At 64.9% G+C, this 19,074-nt stretch carries 19 protein-coding genes and 2 rRNA genes; 11 read left to right on the top strand and 10 right to left on the bottom strand.

Features of this window, described 5'->3' with window-relative positions:
* Positions 1-207: 207 nt before the first annotated feature.
* A complete protein-coding gene (locus C7402_RS35180) occupies positions 208-1,176 on the bottom strand; it encodes a LysR family transcriptional regulator (RefSeq protein WP_116613848.1) in 969 nt (322 codons plus the stop codon).
* 173 nt (positions 1,177-1,349) lie between these two features.
* Here C7402_RS35180 and C7402_RS35175 point away from each other — a divergent pair, with 173 nt between their 5' ends.
* The 4 genes from C7402_RS35175 (at position 1,350) to C7402_RS35160 (ending at position 3,968) form a co-directional block, all read left to right on the top strand.
* The gene (locus C7402_RS35175) at positions 1,350-2,186 is read left to right on the top strand and encodes an MFS transporter (protein ID WP_116613847.1); all 837 of its coding nucleotides are present in this window, start codon (positions 1,350-1,352) and stop codon (positions 2,184-2,186) included.
* A gap of 79 nt (positions 2,187-2,265) precedes the next feature.
* A complete protein-coding gene (locus tag C7402_RS35170) occupies positions 2,266-2,769 on the top strand; it encodes a hypothetical protein (protein ID WP_116613846.1) in 504 nt (167 codons plus the stop codon).
* Between the two features lie 219 nt (positions 2,770-2,988).
* The gene (locus tag C7402_RS35165; protein WP_116613845.1) at positions 2,989-3,441 is read left to right on the top strand and encodes a hypothetical protein; all 453 of its coding nucleotides are present in this window, start codon (positions 2,989-2,991) and stop codon (positions 3,439-3,441) included.
* Positions 3,442-3,533: 92 nt separating this feature from the next.
* Complete coding sequence (locus C7402_RS35160; RefSeq protein WP_112176712.1) at positions 3,534-3,968, top strand: MarR family winged helix-turn-helix transcriptional regulator; 435 nt, start codon at positions 3,534-3,536, stop codon at positions 3,966-3,968.
* Here the strand turns inward: C7402_RS35160 and C7402_RS35155 are convergent, their stop codons facing one another.
* Positions 3,969-4,760 (bottom strand): enoyl-CoA hydratase, encoded by a 792-nt coding sequence (locus C7402_RS35155; RefSeq protein WP_116613844.1) that lies wholly within the window; start codon positions 4,758-4,760, stop codon positions 3,969-3,971.
* 175 nt (positions 4,761-4,935) lie between these two features.
* On the bottom strand, positions 4,936-5,793 hold the full coding sequence (locus tag C7402_RS35150; RefSeq protein WP_116613843.1) for an AraC family transcriptional regulator: 858 nt from the start codon (positions 5,791-5,793) through the stop codon (positions 4,936-4,938).
* Positions 5,794-6,264: 471 nt separating this feature from the next.
* Here C7402_RS35150 and C7402_RS35145 point away from each other — a divergent pair, with 471 nt between their 5' ends.
* From C7402_RS35145 to C7402_RS35120, 6 genes are read left to right on the top strand one after another with little or no spacing between them, the layout of a single operon-like run.
* Positions 6,265-7,620 carry a lysine N(6)-hydroxylase/L-ornithine N(5)-oxygenase family protein gene (locus C7402_RS35145; protein WP_165842066.1) on the top strand — a complete coding sequence of 452 codons (1,356 nt, stop codon included), beginning with the start codon at positions 6,265-6,267 and terminating at the stop codon, positions 7,618-7,620.
* On the top strand, positions 7,617-8,849 hold the full coding sequence (locus C7402_RS35140) for an MFS transporter (RefSeq protein ID WP_116613842.1): 1,233 nt from the start codon (positions 7,617-7,619) through the stop codon (positions 8,847-8,849). The genes C7402_RS35145 and C7402_RS35140 overlap by 4 nt, the downstream gene beginning before the upstream one ends.
* On the top strand, positions 8,839-9,438 hold the full coding sequence (locus C7402_RS35135) for a GNAT family N-acetyltransferase (RefSeq protein ID WP_116613841.1): 600 nt from the start codon (positions 8,839-8,841) through the stop codon (positions 9,436-9,438). The genes C7402_RS35140 and C7402_RS35135 overlap by 11 nt, the downstream gene beginning before the upstream one ends.
* 22 nt (positions 9,439-9,460) lie before the next feature.
* Complete coding sequence (locus C7402_RS35130) at positions 9,461-11,377, top strand: IucA/IucC family protein (protein ID WP_116613840.1); 1,917 nt, start codon at positions 9,461-9,463, stop codon at positions 11,375-11,377.
* Positions 11,378-11,379: 2 nt separating this feature from the next.
* Positions 11,380-12,174, top strand: coding sequence for a siderophore ferric iron reductase (locus C7402_RS35125; protein ID WP_116613839.1), 795 nt, complete (start codon positions 11,380-11,382; stop codon positions 12,172-12,174).
* Positions 12,175-12,227: 53 nt separating this feature from the next.
* Positions 12,228-13,379: an aromatic ring-hydroxylating oxygenase subunit alpha gene (locus C7402_RS35120; protein WP_116613838.1), complete on the top strand. Its 1,152-nt coding sequence runs from the start codon at positions 12,228-12,230 to the stop codon at positions 13,377-13,379.
* A gap of 13 nt (positions 13,380-13,392) precedes the next feature.
* Here C7402_RS35120 and C7402_RS35115 read toward each other — a convergent pair whose 3' ends face one another.
* The 5 genes from C7402_RS35115 to C7402_RS35095 form a co-directional block, all read right to left on the bottom strand.
* Positions 13,393-13,941: a J domain-containing protein gene (locus tag C7402_RS35115; protein WP_116613837.1), complete on the bottom strand. Its 549-nt coding sequence runs from the start codon at positions 13,939-13,941 to the stop codon at positions 13,393-13,395.
* A 110-nt stretch (positions 13,942-14,051) separates the two neighbouring features.
* Entirely contained in the window at positions 14,052-14,315 is a 264-nt protein-coding gene (locus C7402_RS35110) for a hypothetical protein (protein WP_112176721.1), read from the bottom strand.
* A 10-nt stretch (positions 14,316-14,325) separates the two neighbouring features.
* Positions 14,326-15,396 carry an MBL fold metallo-hydrolase gene (locus C7402_RS35105; RefSeq protein ID WP_112176722.1) on the bottom strand — a complete coding sequence of 357 codons (1,071 nt, stop codon included), beginning with the start codon at positions 15,394-15,396 and terminating at the stop codon, positions 14,326-14,328.
* Between the two features lie 284 nt (positions 15,397-15,680).
* Complete coding sequence (locus C7402_RS35100; protein WP_116613836.1) at positions 15,681-16,031, bottom strand: antibiotic biosynthesis monooxygenase family protein; 351 nt, start codon at positions 16,029-16,031, stop codon at positions 15,681-15,683.
* A 38-nt stretch (positions 16,032-16,069) separates the two neighbouring features.
* A complete protein-coding gene (locus C7402_RS35095; protein ID WP_116613835.1) occupies positions 16,070-16,708 on the bottom strand; it encodes an FMN-binding negative transcriptional regulator in 639 nt (212 codons plus the stop codon).
* 122 nt (positions 16,709-16,830) lie between these two features.
* On the opposite strand from C7402_RS35095, the gene pdxR reads away from it, so the two are divergent.
* Entirely contained in the window at positions 16,831-18,336 is a 1,506-nt protein-coding gene (gene pdxR / locus C7402_RS35090; protein ID WP_116613834.1) for a MocR-like pyridoxine biosynthesis transcription factor PdxR, read from the top strand.
* A 373-nt stretch (positions 18,337-18,709) separates the two neighbouring features.
* On the opposite strand, the gene rrf is transcribed toward pdxR, so the two are convergent.
* A 5S ribosomal RNA gene (rrf, locus tag C7402_RS35080) occupies positions 18,710-18,823 on the bottom strand.
* Between the two features lie 168 nt (positions 18,824-18,991).
* A 23S ribosomal RNA gene (locus C7402_RS35075) occupies positions 18,992-19,074 on the bottom strand; the annotation flags it as partial.

The raw sequence follows: 19,074 nt of genomic DNA, 5'->3' as shown, positions 1-19,074 counted from the left end.
TGCGGCTCGCCTTGTGCTGCGTTGTGGGTTGCGTGGTATGTTGCCTGCGCGCCGGATGCGGGCGCGATAGACGAAGCGGACGAAGCAGCGGTGGAGGTCACGCTAGAAACCTTTCTGGTAAGCAATGGCTTCAATCTACGTGCCCGCACGCCGCCTGGCAACGAAGCAAATCCGATACGTTTATCCGTTCGAGTCATAAAGGCGCCGCTATCGCGTACGGCCACCGCCGCGCCCCGCTTCCTTTTTGGCTTCCATGCCCGAATCGCCCGTCTGGCGACGCTTCACGTGGTCGATGAAGGCGCGCAGCTTGGGCAACATCTGGCGGCGGTCCGGGTAGCAGAGAAACACGCCCGGCATGACCGGCGCATACGCGTCCAGCACCTCCACCAGCTTGCCCGCTCGCAAGCCCTCGGCGGCCAGCGGCGCGGGAAGCTGGGCAAGGCCCACGCCTTCGAGCGCCGCGCCGAGCATGGTGGGAAAGTCACTGGCGATGAAAGGTCCGCTCACCGCGATCTCGAGCGCCTCGCCGTTGTCGTTGAACGACCAGAGCGCGAGCGCGCCGCTCGAGCGCCGCCAGCGCAAACATGCGTGATGACGCAGATCGTCGGTGTGTCGCGGCGGGCGGTGCTCCTCGAAGTACGCGGGGCTGCCCACCACGATGAGGCGAAACGGCGGCGTCATCGGCACGGCGACCATGTCGGCGGCGACGAACTGGCCCAGGCGAATGGCGGCGTCGAAACCTTCGGCCGCGAGATCGACCACTTCCTTGCTCGCGGCGATCTCGACCTCGACTTCGGGCCACGCCTTGCAAAAGGACGCGACCAGCGGCTCCAGCAGGATCGGGATGACCGCGCGCGGCACGGACAAGCGCAACAGCCCGGAGGGGCGCTGGCCGAGATCGCGCGCCACCTCGCTTGCGGCCACCAGTTCTTCGAAGGCGGGCTTGGCGCGCGAGAGAAACCGCTCGCCCGCTTCGGTCAGGCCGACGCTGCGCGTCGTACGGACGAAAAGCGCGGCGCCGATGCGCGTTTCGAGCACACGCACCGCCTGGCTGATGGCCGACGGCGTGACCCCGAGCTCGGCCGCCGCCTTGCGAAAACTGCGATGCCTGGCCACGCTCAGGAACGCCTCCACGCCATCGAGCGCACCCTGCCTGACTGTGAAGTTCTGCTTCATGGCCCGTCAACGTTGTGATGAATAGTCGCTCGCGCGAATCGATGGTACACCTGGCGTGCCAGTCAGGCGTGACGAAATTCGCAGCGCACGATGCCCCGGGAAGCGTTCGCGAACCGGCTCGCGCATGCCGGCCGAGCGAGCGCGACGTCGCGCACTCATCTGGAGAGCACACGATGAACACTCCCGCTGTTCCCGCCGGCATCGCTGCGCCGCCGCCCGCCTGGCGCAGCCTGTTCTGGATCGCCCCGCCCACGCTGCTATGGATCGCGTTGATTTACTGGCTGCCGGTCATTCCGGGCAGCGGCGTGCAAACGACGGCGCATCAATTGATCGCCCAGGCGTTGATCGCGGTTGGCCTGTGGCTCGGCCTCGAACGCGCGGACCTCGCGCCGCGCCAGCGCCTCGCGACCTGGCTTGCGGTCGTGCTCACGCACACGCTCTGGTTCGCGCTTGCGTGGAGCGCCGCGATTCACGGGGTTTTTCTGCTCGCCAAAGCGCCGCCGCCCGTGCCGTGGCTGCCGCTCGCGATCTTTCTGCCGGTGATCCTCTGCACGCCGCTGCTGCTGGTCTCTAAGCGCGTGGCGCAGGTGCTCGACGTGACGCCGGCGGCCTGGCTCGTCGCGCTCCAGTTCTACCGGATATTCGGCAGTTGGGCGATCGCCGCGTGGCTGCATGGCGTGGCGCCCGGCATTTTCGCGTTGCCGGCGGGAATCGGCGACGTGCTGACCGGTCTGTTCGCCATTCCCGCGGCGATTGCGGTGGCGAGCGGCACGGCGCAGGGACGCAGAACCGCGATCGCGTGGAATCTCTTCGGCCTCGCCGATTTCGCCGTCGCGCTCACGCTCGGCATGATCACCGCACCTGGCCGCTTCCAGTTGATCGCGACAGGCATGCCCGCCTTTAACCCAGGCGCGTATCCCTATGTGCTGACGCCGGCTTTCGTGGTGCCGAGCTCGATCCTGCTGCACGTGCTCTCGCTGCGCCAGTTGCTCCGGCGGCGCAGCGGCTGATCGCTTGCGCTTGCGCTTGCGCTTGCGTTTGCGCTTGCCTGAGCGCATCCACGCCGGACCACTTTCCTCAGGAGGCCACATGTCGCCGAAGCTGCTCTTCCAGTTGCATCTCGTTCTGGGTTACGTCGCCTGGCTGCTTTGCTTTGGCGCGTATATCTGGCCACGGCTCAAGTCGATGGACCCGTTCGATGCGCAGCGCGCCATCGCCACGCTGCACAGCTTCCGCTTTTTCGGGCTGGTTTTCATGTTGCCCGGCGTGGTGAGTCCCGATCTGCCCGCAAGCTTTGCGGTATTCGCGGCATATGGCGATCTCGCGACCGGCCTGCTCGCGATGCTGGCGCTGCTCACGGCACGCATACGCGCCCTCTTCTGGTCGTTCGTCGTCGCCTTCAATCTCGTGGGCGCGGCCGACCTCATCCTCGACTACTACCACGCCATTCAGGCCGATCTGCCCGCCCATGCGGGCGAACTCGGCGCGATGTACGCGATTCCTGTGATCTACGTGCCCTTGCTGGCGATTACGCACGCCACCGCTTTCTATTTGCTGCTGCGCCCGCAGTTCAAGGCGGCGCCCGTCTTTTGAGCTTTGCGCAAGGCGTTATTCAGCCGCCACGTTGCCTGACTCGATCAAGCCGTGGCGGCTTCCATTCACTTCGCAGTGCTTTCTGTCCCTGCATTTCGGCCACCTCGCCCTTGCGCGCGCATACTGCGTGCAATGGTGCGACAGCTCGCCTCTTTTCCCTCTTCGTAAGCGACCTCACATCAATCATACGAATCGGTCACTTTGAGAGGGAGAAGGCTCATGTGGAAGAAAATAACGGGTGGTGTGGTCCTGGCGGCGATGGTGGCCGCTTCCGTCACGCCTGCGTTCGCAAGCGGGCTCAATAACGCCGTGGGCGGCGCGCTTGGTGGCGTAGCGGGCGCGGCGATCGGCGGCGCGGTGGGTGGCGGCACCGGCGAGATCGTGGGCGGTGCGGTGGGCGGCGGTGTTGGCGCGGCCGCTACGTCGAACCATCACGAACGCACCGGCGCGGTGGTGGGCGGCGCGGTTGGCGGGGGCGCGGGCGCCGCCGTGGGCAACGCCATGGGCGGCAGCGCGGGCGGCCTGGTTGGCGCGGCGCTGGGCGGCGGCGCGGGAGCCGCGCTTGGCGGCAACCTGTCCGACGACAGGCATGACGGGCACGACGCCCATGACCGCGGCCATCATCCGAATCCGCCTCATCATCGCGCACCGCCGTCGGGGCACCGTCACTGAGGGTCCGGCCCGAAGCGCGCATGATAATATTCGCATGCGAATCATTATTTCATGAGCGTCGCGGCACGCGAACGCGTTTCGAGGGACTGGGAATGGATCATCGGCTCGTCTATCTGCTGAACGTCGGCCAGCGGCGCCTGCACAGATGGTCGCAGGCGCGCACGGCCGCCGGCGGAGTCACGCCCGCGCAGGCCGGCCTGCTCTTTTTTCTGGCGAAGAACGACGGGGCCTTGACGAATGAGGCGGCCGCCGCGCTCGATCTCAAGGCGCCGGGCATGAGCGGCCTGGTCGATCGTGCCGAGCGCGCGGGCCTCATCGAGCGTCATGCCGACGAGACCGACCGGCGCGTGTCGCGGTTGTGGCTGACGAAGGATGGCCGCACCGCGCTCAAGCGCACAAAATCGGGCCTCGCCGACTTGAACGCGCGGCTCACGGAGGGCTTCACGGCTTCTGAAATCGATGTCGTGGCCCGCTGGCTGGGCAGCTTGCAGGACAAGTTTCCCGCCGTCGACGAGGACTCCGAATAATCACCGAGGGCGCGATGACTGCCGAACGATCTTCGTGAAATCGGGCTGGCGCTTTTGGGCAAACGCCATAAAGGCTTCCCTCGCCTCCGCGCTTGCCAGCCGCTCCACGAACACGGCGCTTTCGTCGTCCATCTGCGTGACCAGCCGCTCGGCGTCACGCATCAGCCGCTTCATTGCCGTGAGCGATCCATTCGGTCGCGCAGCCAGTTTCCCGGCAATGCGACGCGCCTCCGTGTGCAGTTCCGCCACGCCGGTGATCCTGTTCGCCATTCCCCACGTCACGGCCGCGTCGGCGGGAACGGGGTCGCCGAGCGCGAACATTTCGAAGGCCCTCGCATGGCCGATACGCAGCGGCAGCAGGTAGCTCGACGCCGCCTCGGGCACGAGCGCGAGGTTCACGAACGGCGTGATCAGTAGCGCGTCTTCGGCAAGCAGCACGTAGTCGCAGTGAAGCAGCATGGTGGTGCCCACGCCCACGGCCTTGCCCTGCACGGCGGCCACAACCGGCACCGTGGCCGTGGCCAAAGCACGCAGAAAGCGCAGCACATGGCGCTCGTCGGGTCCGTTGCCCGTGGCCTGCGCGGCGAATTCGGCGATGTCGTTGCCGGCCGTGAATGTGTCCCCTTCGGCCTGAATCAGGAGCACCCGGATTTCGTCGTCCTCGTTCGCCCTCGCCACGGCGTCGGCCAGCGCGCCGTACATCTCGTTCGTGATCGCGTTCTTTTTGTCCGGGCGCGAAAGGGTTGCGATCAGTACGCCGTCCGAAAGCGCCACCTTGATTTCCTGGGTCATTGCCTTGGCTCCAAAATTGGGACGACGCTCCACAGGAACGCCACCTCGTTAAACAGTTCGCATGCGAAGTTTATATTTATTCGCATGCGAAGTAAACGAAGTGGAGGAAGCCCTCGAACCGCGTGCGCGGCGCGACATCGGCAAGGTCATCAGCAAGGTGCGACTTGGCGCCCGGTTACTCCGGAGCGTTCGTGCACATGCGCCGGTAGGTTGCCGGCGTCATGCGGTAAGCGCGCCGAAACCAGCGGCCAAGATGGCTTTGGTCGGCAAAGCCCACTTCGGCGGCGACCTGGGCCGGGGTGTGGCCCGCCGCCAGCAGCCTGCGCGCCGCGCGCAGACGCAAGCGCACCAGGTACGCGTGAGGCGACGTACCGAACGCGCGCTGGAACAGGCGCGTGAGCCGGAAGCGGTCGATGCCGGTCATTTCAACGAGTTCGTCGAGCCCGATGTTCGCGCTCATGTGTTCGTGCAGCAGGTCGCGCACCCGGGCGACGGCGGGCGGCGCGGCAAGGCTGCCCGCCGTGGGGGCGTCGAGCAACTGGCCGCCCAGGCGCGCGAGCAGACGGTCGAGCGCCTGGTCGCGTGCCAGGCGCCCTTCGTTGCCGTAGATGGCAAGGAACGCCTGGCGAATGGCATGTACGAGACCGGGGTCGTCCACGAGCGTACTGCCGAAAGCGGACTCGACGCCGCCCAGGCCCGCGAGATCGAGGCGGCGCGCCGCGCGCTCGACCCACGGTTGCGGCAGGTACAACATCGCATAGGTGAAGCCGCCCGGCTCGGGCGCGTGGCCGTCGTGCAGCGCACCCGGCTCGATCAGGATCGCCCGGCCGGGCACGCTCGTATGCAGCGAGCGATGGCACTGGAAGCGCTGGACGCCCTGCTCGGTGTAGCCGATCAGCATGTCGTCGTGATCGTGCGGATCGTAGGCGTGGCCGCCGAAATGCGCGCGCAGGCCCTCGATGCCCGTTTCCGCATCGCGACGCGCGACAAGCCAGTGATCGTGCCGGTTGTCGCGCACCGTCGCATTCGTCATCACTTGCCTCGCTCCTCGCTGTCTTGCGCCATGTCCCGCAGGCAGTGTACGTCAGCGGCCACGCGCGTTTGAGTCACCGCGCATCTATCCCCTGCTAGCCACAGGGTTTCTTGTCTGAGGATTTGGCACGAAAATTCGCCAAAGCGCTCGCGCGCCATACACGGTTCGCAAGCACCGCCAATCCCCTGCCCCGCCCGCCCGCGCGGGGCTTTGCCGCAGCGGGCCGTGCCCGCGTGCTATGCGCATTGGGCAGGCACGATAGTTCGATATCCTCATCGACCGCCGATTCACCCTTGCCATCGGCGAGCGACTTACCTATGATCCTCAAACGCGAATCACTCTCATTCGCATCGCATCCCTACCCGCCCGCGCAAACGGTTGCGCGAACGGGCTCGTGAACGTCCTCGCCTTCTTCATCCTTCGATGAGGTATCTCAACATGGTCCTTTCGGCCCCAAGTGAAAGTTCAATCATGAGTAGAACTAACGTCGTATCCGGCGCGCATGCGCCGGTGCTCGACTTCATCGCCATCGGCCTTGGGCCGTTCAATCTCAGTCTCGCGTGCCTGGCCGATCCGATACGCGATCTGCACGGGCTGTTCCTCGAACGCAACGAGGACTTCGACTGGCACCCCGGCATGCTGATCGACGACACCACGCTGCAAAACCCGTTTCTGGCCGACCTCGTGAGCCTCGCCGACCCGAAGAGCAAGTTCAGCTTTCTCAACTACTGCAAGCAGGAGGGCAAGCTCTATGCGTACTACATTCGCGAGCGCTTCTATTTGAGCCGCGCGGAATACAACCGCTACTGCAAATGGGCGATCAGGCAGCTTTCGAGCATTGCGTTCGGCTCGAACGTGGAGAGCGTGGAATACGACGCGCAGCAGCGGCATTACGTGGTGCGCGGCCGCCATGTGCGCACCGGCCAGCCGTTCATGCATCGCGCGGCGCGGCTCGTGATCGGCGTGGGTTCCGTGCCGCAATTGCCGCCGTGCTGCGACACGCTGCGCGAGCGCTGCATCCATAGCGCCCACTACGTCGCGCGCAAGAGCGAGCTACAGCAAAAGCGCTCGATCGCCGTGATCGGCAGCGGCCAGAGCGCCGCCGAGATTTTCCACGACCTGCTCAAGGCAAGCGACGAGCACGATTACACGCTCACGTGGATCACGCGGTCGCCGCGCTTCTTCCAGATGGAGAACACCAAGCTCACGCTGGAAATGATCTCGCCCGACTACATCGACTACTTCTACAACCTGCCCGACGGCGTGCGCGAAAGCATCATCGCGAAGCAGGACAGCCTCTATAAGGGCGTGAATGCCTCGCTCATCAACCAGATCTACGACCTGCTCGACGACCGGCGCGGGCGCGGCTGCCATAGCGCGCGGCTCATCACGAACTCGGAGCTGACCGCCTGCCATCACGACGGCGCGCACGACCGCTTTCACCTGCACTTCGTGCAACGCGACGAAGGCGTGCAGTACACGCACATCACCGAAGCCGCGGTCTTCGCAACCGGCTACGGGCAGAACGTGCCGGGCTTCATCGACGGCATTCGCGAGCGCATACGCTGGGACGACAAGGGGCGCTACCGGCTCTCGCGCAACTACGCCATCGACGTGAACGGGGGCGAGATATTCGTGCAGAATGCGGGCCTTTACAGCCATGGCCTCACGAACCCGGACCTTGGCATGAGTTGCTATCGCAACTCGTGCATCCTGCGCGAGCTGACCGGCGTGGAGCACTACAAGATCGAACGGCGCATCGCGCTACAAGACTTCTCTGTGCCCGACACGGACGCGTTCGTGAAGGTTCCGCTGGAGGCGCAATGAGGCTGCGCAGCACGATCATCTTGATGACGACATTCGCCGTTGTCAGCGACGCGATTCTGATTCCGTTCTACCCGCAGTTCTTCGCGGCGCGCTATGGCGTAACGAGCCCCGTGCATGCGGGCGCCTACGTGGCGTTCATCTCGATCGTCGTGATGCTCACGCTGCCGCTCTGGGCGCGCATCGCGAAGCGCCTCGACGCCATGCATCTGCTCGTGTACACGCAGTGCGCCGCGGGCGTGCTCTCCGTGGCGAGCTATTTCGCCCCCACCGTGGCGCTTTTCTGGGTGCTCTCGCTCGCCATGTTCATGTGCAAGAGCAGCTACTTGCTGATGTACCCGTACATGATGCGGCTCGAACCGAAGGCGTCGCACGCGCACACCATCGGCGTGCTTTCGGTGGTGGTGCACTTCGGCGCGATTGCCGGTGCAGTGGCAGGCGGCTTCGTCATGCAGGTGTGGGACGCGCACCACTGCATCTTCGCCATGGCCGCCGGGGATTTCGTGCAGATGGCCATCTGCCTGTCGTTGATCCGCTCGCATGGCATTGCGCGGCGCTGCCGCTTTGCGGACGAAGCCAACGAAGGCGCGGCGCCTATGACGAAGCGGGGGCTGCGCGAACGCATGCCGATCCTGCGGCTTGCGCTGCTCATGCTCGCGTTCGACTTCTGCGTCTACCTGATCCGTCCGTTCATGGCGTCGTACTGGCAGGCCGTCACGCACACGGCCGGAGAACTGGTGCCGGGCCTCGTATTCGCCATTCCCGGCATGGTCGCGCTGTTCGCGTTGCGCCTGAACAAACGCCTCGCCGGGCTTGGCAAGCGCGTGCCCGACCATATGCTCGCGAACCTCTTCATCTGCACCGTGGGCATGCTGCTGCAAGGCGTGGAAGCGCCACTGTGGATCATCGTGGGCCGCGTGATGTTCGGCTGGGCGCTGTTCCAGATCGTCGTGAAGCTCGACGTGACGATGTTCGCGCTCAGCACGCCCGCTTCGTATGCCGCCGACTACAGCGTCATCAACTTCTTCCAGAACCTCGGCGTGCTGCTTGCGTCGTTCGCGGCGGGCGCCATTGTCGACGAAGCCGGGTTGCGCGCGCCGTTCTTCATCGCCTCGGCAGGACTCGTCGTCACCGCGCTTGCCAGCCTCTGGCTGCTCGTGCCCCCCCGCGCCGCAGGCGCGCCGCTTTCCAGCCCCCTTGCCGAAACAGGAGTCACCGCCCGTGCGAACTGATATCGCCGCCGATGAAATCGCGTTGCGTCATGCCCCGGCCACGCGCCTTGTCGCGCACCGTGACTTTCACATCCGTGCGCTCGACGCGCAGCGCGACGCGCCCACGCTGCACCGCTGGTTCATCGAGGAACGCGCCGCGTTCTGGAACATGCGCGACAAGAGCGTGCGGGAAGTGGCCGTGTTCTATCAGGATATCGAAGATTCCGGTCATGCGCAGGCCTGGCTCGGCATGCAGCACGGCGCACCTGCCTTCCTGTTCGAAAGCTACGACCCGGTTCACGAGGAAGTGGGCGAGCACTACGACGTGTGTGCAGGCGACATCGGCATGCACCTGTTCGTGGGCCCCGCCACCACGCGTACGCCGGGCTATACGCGGCGCGTTTTCGAGTCGCTCATGATGTTTTTGTTCGAGCGGCTCGGCGCGCGGCGCATCGTCGTCGAACCCGATTCGCGCAACACGCGCATACACGCGCTGAACCGCGCGATGGGCTTTACCTACGCGAAGGACGTCACGTTCCGCGAGAAAACCGCTTCGCTTGCGTTTTGCACACGCGCCGATTTTTACGCCGCCATTGCGCAGGATAACTAACCTCACCAGGGAACTCATCGTCATGAATCAATTCGCCGCTCAAACCTCCATGCAACACACGCTGTTGACGCCGGCCGAAGCCGCCGCCCATCTCACCCCCGAAGTGTGGCGGCACGCGAATCGCATGCTGGTGCGCAAAGCCATTGCCGAATACGCGCACGAACTGATCGTCGAACCTCGACGCGTGGGCGATGCGCCCGGCGAGAACTACGCGCGTTACGCGCTGGAATCCGACGACGGCACCCGCGTCTACTCGTTCGAAGCACGCCTGCTCGCGCTGCGCCACTGGAGCATTCGCGCCGAAACGATCGTGTGCGAGGAGCAAGGCACGCAACGACCGCTCGACGCGCTCGCTTTCATTCTCGACGTGAAGGCGCGCCTTGGCATCAAGGAGGAAATGCTGCCGATCTACCTCGACGAGATCAGCAGCACGCTATACGGCGCGGCCTATAAGGCCGTCAAGGAAGGCCCCGACACACCGGCGCTGCTGTACGCCGATTTCCAGGCCGTCGAAACGGCGATGAGCGAAGGCCACCCCGGCTTCGTTGCCAATAACGGCCGTCTGGGCTTCGACGCGGGCGACTATCGTGCGTTCGCCCCCGAGGCGGGCTCGCCCATCCAGGTCGTGTGGCTGGCCGTGCACAAGGAAAACGCCGCCTTCCACAGCGCGGCCGACCTCGACTACGAGCAGTTGATGGAAGAAGAACTCGGCGCACAGACCATCGCGCGCTTTCGCACGACCGTCGAGGCGCGCGGCGCGAACTTCGACGACTATCGCCTGATGCCCGCGCATCCGTGGCAGTGGTTCAACAAGCTCTCCATCGCGTTTGCGGCCTACGTGGCGACGAACCGCATCATTTGCCTCGGCTACGCCGACGACCGCTATCTGCCGCAGCAATCGATCCGCACGTTCTTCAATCTCTCCGACCGCTCGAAGCGCTATGTGAAGACCTCGCTGTCGATCCTCAACATGGGCTTCATGCGCGGACTTTCGCCTTACTACATGTCGGGCACGCCCGCCATCAACGACTTCATCAAGGGGATGGTCGCAAGCGATCCGTATCTGCGCGACCAGGGTTTCACCATCCTGCGCGAAGTGGCTTCGATGGGCTTTCGCAATCGCTACTACGAGGCCGCGGTGCAAGCGGACAGTCCTTACAAGAAGATGTTTTCCGCGCTATGGCGCGAGAACCCGCTCGCGCTTGCGCAAGAGGGCCAGCGGCTCATGACGATGGCCGCGCTGCTGCATACCGACCGTCATGGCGCGGCGCTGCTGCCCGCGTTGATCGAGGCGTCGGGGCTCGGCGCGCAGGCATGGCTCGAACGCTACATGCAAGCGTATCTCGCGCCGCTCGTTCATTGCTTCTACGCGCACGATCTCGTGTTCATGCCGCACGGCGAGAATCTCATTCTCGTGCTCGAGAATCACGTGCCGGTGCGCGCGATCATGAAGGACATCGCGGAAGAATCAGCCATCCTGAACAAGGACGCGCAACTGCCGGAGACCGTCAAGCGGCTCGCCGTCGATGTGCCCGAGCGCGTGAAACTGCTCGCGATCTTCATCGACGTGTTCGACGGCTTCTTCCGCTATATGAACCAGATTCTCGTCGAGCACGGCTGCTGCACCGAAGACGTGTTCTGGAACGCCGTGGCGCGCTGCATCGCCCGCTATCAGGCCGAGCATCCGCAGTTCGCGGGGAAATACGCCGAATACGACCTGTTCGCGCCCGAGTTCCTGCACTCGTGCCTGAATCGCCTGCAACTGGGCAACAACCTGCAAATGGTCAATCTCGCCGATCCCGCGGGCAACCTGAAGATGGCGGGCAATCTCCAGAATCCGCTCGCGGGCAGGCGCGACGTGTTGCGCGACGCTTTGCCCGACGCATTGCCCGATGTGCCTGCGGCCGATGGCGTACGCGCGCAAGCGATCGCGGCATAAGCATGGCGGCGAACCGCGCGCTCGAAGACATGCTTCACCTCGCCGCGCGGCTCGTGCCGGGCTTGCGCGGCGAGGTGGCCTCGCGCGAGCTTGCGCGACCCGCGCAGGCGTTCGTGCATGCGCGACCCGCGCCGCGTGGCGACGACGGAAATCGCGCGGCGCTCGACGCCCTGCTCACTTACTGGTCGCATGCGTACCCGGAGGCGGGACGCGCCTACTGGTCGTCGCGCTGCTGGGGCATCCTCATCTGGCAGCCGCTTTATTTGAGCGTGATTGGCGTGCACGCCTCGGGCGCCGCGCTCTCGCTACAGAACATCGAACAGCCCATTGCCGACGGCTGGACCAGTGAGGTGCGCTTGCGAGACCACGCGCCACTGCAAGGCGAAACGTCCGCGCTGATCGAACACGCCGCGCGTGAGATTGCCGCGTGCTGCGCGCAGATGCACGACGAACTCGCGCCTGTGATCCGGCTGAATACGGTCGCCGTACGCGGCACCCAGGCCGACGTCGTGCTCGCCGCGTTGCTTGCGGCACGCAAGGCGCGACCCGAATGGAGCGACGCGCAAGTCGAATCGCTTGGCCGGCAGTGGCTGGGCGCGCTCGGACTGGAAGGCCTTGGCGGTTACTTCGCATTCGAATGCGCCAACCGCGCTCGCGCGCTCGCGCTCGATCGCCGGACTTGCTGCTACCACTTTCGCCGCCGCGACGGCGAGATGTGCAGCACCTGCCCGCGGCTCACGCGGCAAGCGCGCATCGAACGCCTCCAGGCGCAACACGACGCCGCGCTCGAAGCCTGAGGACGCTTCGCGCGCGGCGCGCAACAGCATGAAGAACGGGACGGAATGAATCGATGAACGATATCAGTGACCTCGCGCACCTCGCGTTGCCGCCGGACACGGACGAAGCGCAATCGCAGTTGCCCGCGAGCGCCTATTTCGACGAGGCGCTGTTCGAGCGGGAGATGGCGCGCATTTTCGCGCACTCGGCACAGTATGTGGGCCACGAGCAGTCGGTGCCCGAGCCCGGCGACTGGCGGCGGCTGCCGCAGGACGAAGGCGGCCGCGTGCTCGTGCGCGGCGCGGGTGGCGTGCAGTTGCTTTCGAACGTGTGCCGCCACCGCCAGGCGCTCATGCTGGGCGGCGTGGAAGGCCATGACGGCGGCAATCTCGCCGCGACGGGCGGCAACATCGTGTGTCCGCTGCATCGCTGGACCTACGATGGCGGCGGCAAGCTGATCGGCGCGCCCGAGTTCGAGCGCAAGCCCTGCCGCAATCTCGAACGCTTCGAGCTACACCATTGCCACGGCCTGCTCTACGAAGGTCCGCGCGAGCCGGCGCGCGACATGGCAAGCGTATTCGCGAGGCCCGAATTCGACTTTTCGGGCTACGTGCTCGACCACGTGGAAACGCACACCTGCCGCTACAACTGGAAAACTTTTATCGAGGTGTATCTGGAGGACTATCACGTCGCGCCGTTTCACCCAGGGCTCGGACGCTTCGTGACCTGCGAAACGCTCGACTGGGAATTCGCCGACACATACAGCATGCAGCGCGTGGGCGTGCACGCCGCGCTCGCGCAGCCGGGTTCGGAGATTTATCGCGCGTGGCACGATCGGCTGCTCGATTATCGCGGCGGCGAAGCACCCGATTTCGGCGCGATCTGGCTCGCGTATTTCCCCACGCAGATGATCGAGTTGTATCCGCATGTGCTCGTCGTCTCGACCCTGTATCCGAAGGGCCCGCAGGAAACGCTCAACGTGGTGGAGTTCCACTACCCCGAGGATATTGCGGCGTTCGAGCGCGAATTCATCGAGGCGCAGCGCGCCGCCTATCTGGAAACGATGATCGAAGACGACGAAATCGCCGAGCGCATGGACGCGGGACGCCTGCGCCTGCACCGGCGCGGGGTGAGCGACGCCGGGCCGTATCAGTCGCCGCTGGAGGACGGCATGCGGCACTTCCATGCGTGGTATCGCCGCGCGCTGGCCGCGCCGCTGGATTGACGCATGCTCGCCATCAGGGGTGGAGCCCGAACATCCCGTGCCAGAGCGTGCTGAAGATATTCGCATGCGAAGGTTCAGCCTCCGCTTGCGGTTCGCCGGATGGGCGCGGCGCGGTTGTGTCGGCCTGCGCCTGGCGCGACGCATGCAGCGCGATCGCACCGTCGGCAATGCGGCGCGCCAGTTGCGCTTCGCAATCGCGGCCGAGCAGCACGCCGAACACCACGTCGCGATTGTGCCCCTGTTCGGCAAAGCGCATGGCAAGCGCAACGTGGCGCGCATATTCCGCCTCGCGCGCGGCTTCGCGCACACGCGCCTCTTCTTCCTGCTCGCGCGCGAGGCGCGTGATCTCCTCGGCATACACGGCGTCGTAGACGCGGCGTTGTTCGGGGTCGGAAAGAATGGCGTACGCTTCCTTGATTTCCTGGAACTGCACATGCGCGTGCACTTCGCGCCCCACATTCCGGTCGGGGTGCGCTTTCATCGCGGCGCGGCGGTAGGCACGCTTGATTTCCTCGTCGCTCGCGTCGTCGCGTACATTCAGCAGGTCGTACAACGTCGCCATGGCTCGCATAGATCGAAGTGGAGTGTGCTCGATCGTAGCACGCGGTTTATGACGGCCGTTGCACGGCGGCGCAGGCTCGTGGCTTCACCCGTTGAATCCGCCAGTCGCATTCAGTCGTCAAACTCGCCGGCCTGCAAGGCCTCGTCGAAATCCGTGAGCCACGGAGCGAAGTGGTCGGTTTCGTAAGTCGCCGTCTTGCCGTTGGCGATACGCGTTACGGAAATTGTCCTGATCGCCGCTTTGCCGCCTTCGGGGGCCGCCGCGCCGTTGTCCGTGATCGTGAACTCGTGGAGTTCGCGTCCGCGGCTCGCAAGCACAGCCTTGACGTCCTCCTGCTCGTCCCAGGAAAACTGCGCGAAGTCGTGGGCTGCCATGTTCTCTCCTTCAAGGACTGCACGGCGCGACGGGCAGTCCCTCGGCCTTCCAGCGCAGCATGCCGCCCGCGAGATTCGCCACCTTGTCAAAGCCCGCCTTGGTCAGCAGCACGCTGGCCTGGGCCGAGCGCACGCCCGAGCGGCAGACCGCCACGACCGGCCGCTCGCGATCGAGTTCGTCGAGGCGCGACGTCAGTTCGGAGAGCGGCACCAGCTTCGCATCGGGCAGGTGGCCAAGGCGATCGATGAACTCGGGCGCCTCGCGCACATCGACGATCTGCATTTCGGCCGCATGCTCCAGCAACGCCATGGGCTCGATTTCCCAAACGCCGCTAAAACGCAGCGTGAGCGGCGCCCAGTCGGGCGTCGCCTCGATCGGGGCCGCGTTTTCGGGCTGGCCGCAGCGCAGGTTGGCGGGCACCGCGACGGCCATCAGCTTGGGGTGCGGCAAGTTCAGGTTGTTCATGTAGCCGGCAAAGTCGCCGAGATCGACATCGCCGCCCAGGCGCGGATTGAAACGCCGCTCCTCGACCACGCTCGTCACCGTGATGCCGCGATAATCGTGCGCCGGGTAAAGGAGGCAGTCGTCGGGCAGTGTGAGGATCTGCTCGCGCACGGAGGCGAAAAGCTGCTCCGCGCTGCCGCCCTGAAAATCGGTGCGGCCGCAGCCGCGTATCAGCAGGCTGTCGCCGGTGAAGGCCATGCTCTCGTCGTCGAGCACATAGGTGAGGCAGCCGCTCGTGTGGCCGGGTGTGGCGCGCACGTCCACGTGGCGTTTGCCGAATGCCACGCGATCGCCATGCCGCAGCGGGCGATCCACGCCCTCGGCGCCAACCACCCCGGCGAGCGCAATCCGGCTGCCGCAACGCTCGCGCAGCCGCCACGCGCCTGTCACATGATCGGCGTGCACGTGGGTGTCGAGCGTCGCCTGTAGCCGCAGGCCCAGCTCCTGCAAGAGCGCGAGGTCGCGCGGCGCATGCTCGTAGACGGGGTCGATCAGCAGCGCCTCGCCGCTTTCGGCGTCGCCGAGCAAGTAGGTATAAGTCGACGATACGGGGTCGAAAAGCTGGCGAAAGATCATCGCGGCTCTCTCCGGGAGCGAAAGCCGCCGCGCGCTTCGCGGGTTCTGGCGCGCTGCGGGCGTAGCGGTGCGTCGGTCAATCATGCCCGCCCAATATACCCGCGTTTGTGCGCCAGCGAACGCAACGCGGGGAACCTGGCGGCAGCCCCCTGCGCGCAGCGCGAGCGCACCGATGGCAGGCTTGCGCCGTCGCAGGAGAAAAAGCCGTGCGTAAAGAATGGAGGGATGGAGCGTTTGCCATGCCGTGGGCCTGCTGCTGCGGCGTGAAGCCGGCACGCGTGTGCTCAGGCGGGATGGTCCTCGCCGTGGTCCGCGGGGTGGTCCTGATTACGCATCGCAATGCGCCCATCGCCGTACTCGCGCATGACCCTGGCGATCACGACCCGATAGCCCTCCAGCCAGCGCGCCTGCCTGGCCTTCGCTTCGGCATGAACGGGATGCCGGATCAGTTGCAACAGCGCCTCTTCCGACTCCCAGTAGTAGACGTTCTGGACCAGGCCTTCGCTGGCGTTTTCCCATGTTTCCTCGCCCAGATAGCCTGGAATGACGCGCGCCGCTTCTGCAATCTGCTGGTCGAGGCGATGAAATTCTTCGTCATACTGACCGGCCCGGAAAATGAAGGTCGATGAGTACATTCAGTTCCCCTGATGAATTCCAGGCAATGCGCGACGCGTCATTGCGACTTCTGCGCGAGCGCGTCGAGCATGGCTTCGCCAATCGGCGACTCGCCGCCTGAGAGCAGCGCCTCGCCCGCCCCGCGAATATCGCGCGCTTCCTTGTTCTGGCTGAGCTTGCTCTTGCCGACGAGACGCGTGATCTCGACCTGCACGCCGACAATCGCCTTGACCATGGCGTCCGTGAAATCCTTCGGGGCGTCGGCCATCTTCCAGGGCTTGGGCTGCGAGGCTTCGTGAGTGCGCGTGAGGCGGCCGATCACGCCGCGCACGTAGCGTTCGTCGTCGAGGATCGTGATGCGTCCGTGCGCGTGGACGACCCTGTAGTTCCAGGTCGGCACCTGCTTGTGCAGTTCGTGCTTGCTCGGGTACCAGGTCGGCGAAATATAGGCGTCACCCGCCTGGAAAATCACGAGCACTTCGTCGCCGTTCGCCACATCCTGCCAGACGGGATTGGCACGGGCGACGTGAGCGCGCAGCACGCCCAGCTCGCCTTCGCCCGCATCGAGTTCGAACGGAATGTGATTGGCGTCGAGCCCGCTTTTCCCGTGCGTGACCAGGGTGCCGAACGGATGTTGGGCAATGCTCGCGTGCAGGACTTCCTTGCGGGTTTCGGCGAAATGGGCAGGTACGTACATGCGGATATCTCGGCTGTGGCGGTTGGCGCAATTGAGCGAATGAAGCGGCTATCGACCCAGTGTGACCGAAAAGTGGTTTATCCTGTAGATCCACTTTGTTGCATTTTTGATGAGCCAGAATCATGGCGAGAACCGCGCGTGTCGCTGAAATGCCGTCGCTCGGGGCACTGGACCGGGCCGCCGGCAATCTGAGCCGCCAGGTTGCGCAGGCGTTGCGCGACACGGTGCGCAAAGGCGATATCAGGGCCGGAGATGCGCTGCCTTCAACGCGTTCGCTGGCCGCTTCGCTTCAGGTCGCGCGCGGTACGGTGATCGAGGCCTACGAGCAATTGGTCGCGGAGGGCTTTCTCGAGTCGAAAGCCGGCGCAGGGACGCGTGTCGCGCAGGCGCTGGCCGAGCCGCCGCCTGCCAACGCGCCTGGCGTGGCGCCGCAGTCGGTGGCACAGAGGGCGGCGCCGGGCCTGCCCGAGCGAGCAGAGGCATTCGCGCAGATCGCGCGGGAATTCAGGCCGCTGGCCCCGGTGCCGTTCGCCATTTCCGTGCCCACGGACTTGACCGCGCCGGGCGACATCTGGCGCCGCCTTGGAAACCGCTTGCGGGCGCGAGGACCGGGCGCGCCCACGGGCTACGCCGATCCGCTTGGCGCGCTACCGTTGCGCGAGGCGATTGCGGGTTACGTGCGCAAATCCCGGTCGGTGCGCTGTGAGGCCGATCAGATCATCGTGACGAGCGGGACGCAGCAGGGCCTCTTTCTCGCGAGCCAGGTGCTGCTCGGTCCGCGCGATCAGGCGTGGGTCGAAAACCCCGCGTACCGTGGCGTGACCGCCGTACTGGAGAGCACGCATTCGCCCGACGCCATGGTGCGCGTGCCGGTCGACGCCGAAGGTCTCGACGTCGAAGCCGGCATCCGTATGGCGCCGCATGCGCGCGCGGCGTTCGTCACGCCGTCACACCAGTACCCGCTGGGCATGCCGTTGAGCATGGCGCGGCGCACGGCGTTGCTCGCGTGGGCGCACGCCAGCAACGCCTGGGTCGTCGAAGACGATTACGATAGCGAAGTGCGGTACGAGGGTTATCCGTTTCCCGCGCTTCAGGGACTGGATCCGGACCGCGTGGTTTATCTCGGCACCTTCAGCAAGATCCTGTTTCCTTCGCTGAGGCTCGGTTATGTCGTGGTGCCGCGCAATCTCGTCGATGCGTTCTGCGGCGCGCGGGTACTCATGGACCGCCATGCACCCACCGCCGATCAGCACGTTCTGGCCGCGTTCATGGCGGAAGGCCACCTCGAGCGGCACATACGCAAGGTTCGCAATGTCTATGCGGAACACCGGTCAGGCTTGATCGAAACACTCGAAGCCCTGTTACCCGACGATCTTGCGTGGGTCGAGCCCGGCGATCAAGGCATGCACCTGGTGCTCTGGCTGGCGAGCCGTCTGGACGATAAGCGCGTCGTTCAGCTCGCGGCCGAGGCGGGCGTGGCGGTGCGCGCGGTATCGCCGATGTTTGCGCCCGGCACCGCTCGTCCGGGGCTGGTTCTGGGTTTTGGTGGATTTAGCAGCGCGCAGATGAAAGATGCGGCACACCGTCTTGCAGCGGTGATTGCCGATAGCGCGCTACGGGAAAAATAACGTTGTGGGAGTTCAGCATCATGAAGCGTGTTTGCTTCGCAGCGGTCCTCGTCGTGTTCGTCGCGGGCTGCGCATCGACATCGACATCCGCGAATTCAGACGAATCGCAGAGCTATATGCTGCATGGCGCCGGAGGTGGATCGGCCAGTGGAGCAGCGTCAAAACCACCGCGGCTCACCGTCGGGACCAGTTATCCCGATACGCAGTTGATTCTCCCGTGGTTCCTCAACGACATCATCAACTTCGTGAATTATCGGTAGCGGTGTGATGTGAATGCCGTTGTCGTTCGCGCACGCGCATTTCAGACCCGTAAACGCCAGAACCCCGGCTCTCTTTCGGAGACACCGGGGTTCTGGACTTTACAGCATAAGGAGCCTGACGATTACCTACTTTCACACGGGCAATCCGCACTATCATCGGCGTGGAGTTGTTTCACGGTCCTGTTCGGGATGGGAAGGGGTGGGACCAACTCGCTATGGTCATCAGGCATGACGGGTTGCTGCGTCGCGCGGGTTGGTTCAACCTGGCGCCACAGCCAATCGGGAAGAAGCGTAAAGAGGTGTTGCTCAATTGGGGTTGTGTTGTTTCTGGCACAACACATGATCTCAACCTGTGCGATCTTCTCTTCACATCGGAAGGAAGACACACCTGTTATAGGATCAAGCCTTACGGGCAATTAGTATCAGTTAGCTTAACGCATTACTGCGCTTCCACACCTGACCTATCAACGTCCTGGTC

The organism is Paraburkholderia unamae (assembly GCF_003096875.1).
In the GTDB taxonomy this organism is placed as follows: Bacteria; Pseudomonadota; Gammaproteobacteria; order Burkholderiales; family Burkholderiaceae; genus Paraburkholderia; species Paraburkholderia unamae.
Note: the sequence above shows the minus strand (reverse complement) of the source record. Positions and strands in the feature narration are given on the sequence as shown.

Excerpts from the sequence above, each read along its gene's own strand:
- C7402_RS35180 (WP_116613848.1), bottom strand. The coding sequence starts at position 1,176 with ATGAAGCAGAACTTCACAGTCAGGCAGGGTGCGCTCGATGGCGTGGAG.
- C7402_RS35175 (WP_116613847.1), top strand. The coding sequence starts at position 1,350 with ATGAACACTCCCGCTGTTCCCGCCGGCATCGCTGCGCCGCCGCCCGCC.
- C7402_RS35170 (WP_116613846.1), top strand. The coding sequence starts at position 2,266 with ATGTCGCCGAAGCTGCTCTTCCAGTTGCATCTCGTTCTGGGTTACGTC.
- C7402_RS35165 (WP_116613845.1), top strand. The coding sequence starts at position 2,989 with ATGTGGAAGAAAATAACGGGTGGTGTGGTCCTGGCGGCGATGGTGGCC.
- C7402_RS35160 (WP_112176712.1), top strand. The coding sequence starts at position 3,534 with ATGGATCATCGGCTCGTCTATCTGCTGAACGTCGGCCAGCGGCGCCTG.
- C7402_RS35155 (WP_116613844.1), bottom strand. The coding sequence starts at position 4,760 with ATGACCCAGGAAATCAAGGTGGCGCTTTCGGACGGCGTACTGATCGCA.
- C7402_RS35150 (WP_116613843.1), bottom strand. The coding sequence starts at position 5,793 with ATGACGAATGCGACGGTGCGCGACAACCGGCACGATCACTGGCTTGTC.
- C7402_RS35145 (WP_165842066.1), top strand. The coding sequence starts at position 6,265 with ATGAGTAGAACTAACGTCGTATCCGGCGCGCATGCGCCGGTGCTCGAC.
- C7402_RS35140 (WP_116613842.1), top strand. The coding sequence starts at position 7,617 with ATGAGGCTGCGCAGCACGATCATCTTGATGACGACATTCGCCGTTGTC.
- C7402_RS35130 (WP_116613840.1), top strand. The coding sequence starts at position 9,461 with ATGAATCAATTCGCCGCTCAAACCTCCATGCAACACACGCTGTTGACG.
- C7402_RS35125 (WP_116613839.1), top strand. The coding sequence starts at position 11,380 with ATGGCGGCGAACCGCGCGCTCGAAGACATGCTTCACCTCGCCGCGCGG.
- C7402_RS35120 (WP_116613838.1), top strand. The coding sequence starts at position 12,228 with ATGAACGATATCAGTGACCTCGCGCACCTCGCGTTGCCGCCGGACACG.
- C7402_RS35115 (WP_116613837.1), bottom strand. The coding sequence starts at position 13,941 with ATGGCGACGTTGTACGACCTGCTGAATGTACGCGACGACGCGAGCGAC.
- C7402_RS35110 (WP_112176721.1), bottom strand. The coding sequence starts at position 14,315 with ATGGCAGCCCACGACTTCGCGCAGTTTTCCTGGGACGAGCAGGAGGAC.
- C7402_RS35105 (WP_112176722.1), bottom strand. The coding sequence starts at position 15,396 with ATGATCTTTCGCCAGCTTTTCGACCCCGTATCGTCGACTTATACCTAC.
- C7402_RS35100 (WP_116613836.1), bottom strand. The coding sequence starts at position 16,031 with ATGTACTCATCGACCTTCATTTTCCGGGCCGGTCAGTATGACGAAGAA.
- C7402_RS35095 (WP_116613835.1), bottom strand. The coding sequence starts at position 16,708 with ATGTACGTACCTGCCCATTTCGCCGAAACCCGCAAGGAAGTCCTGCAC.
- pdxR (WP_116613834.1), top strand. The coding sequence starts at position 16,831 with ATGGCGAGAACCGCGCGTGTCGCTGAAATGCCGTCGCTCGGGGCACTG.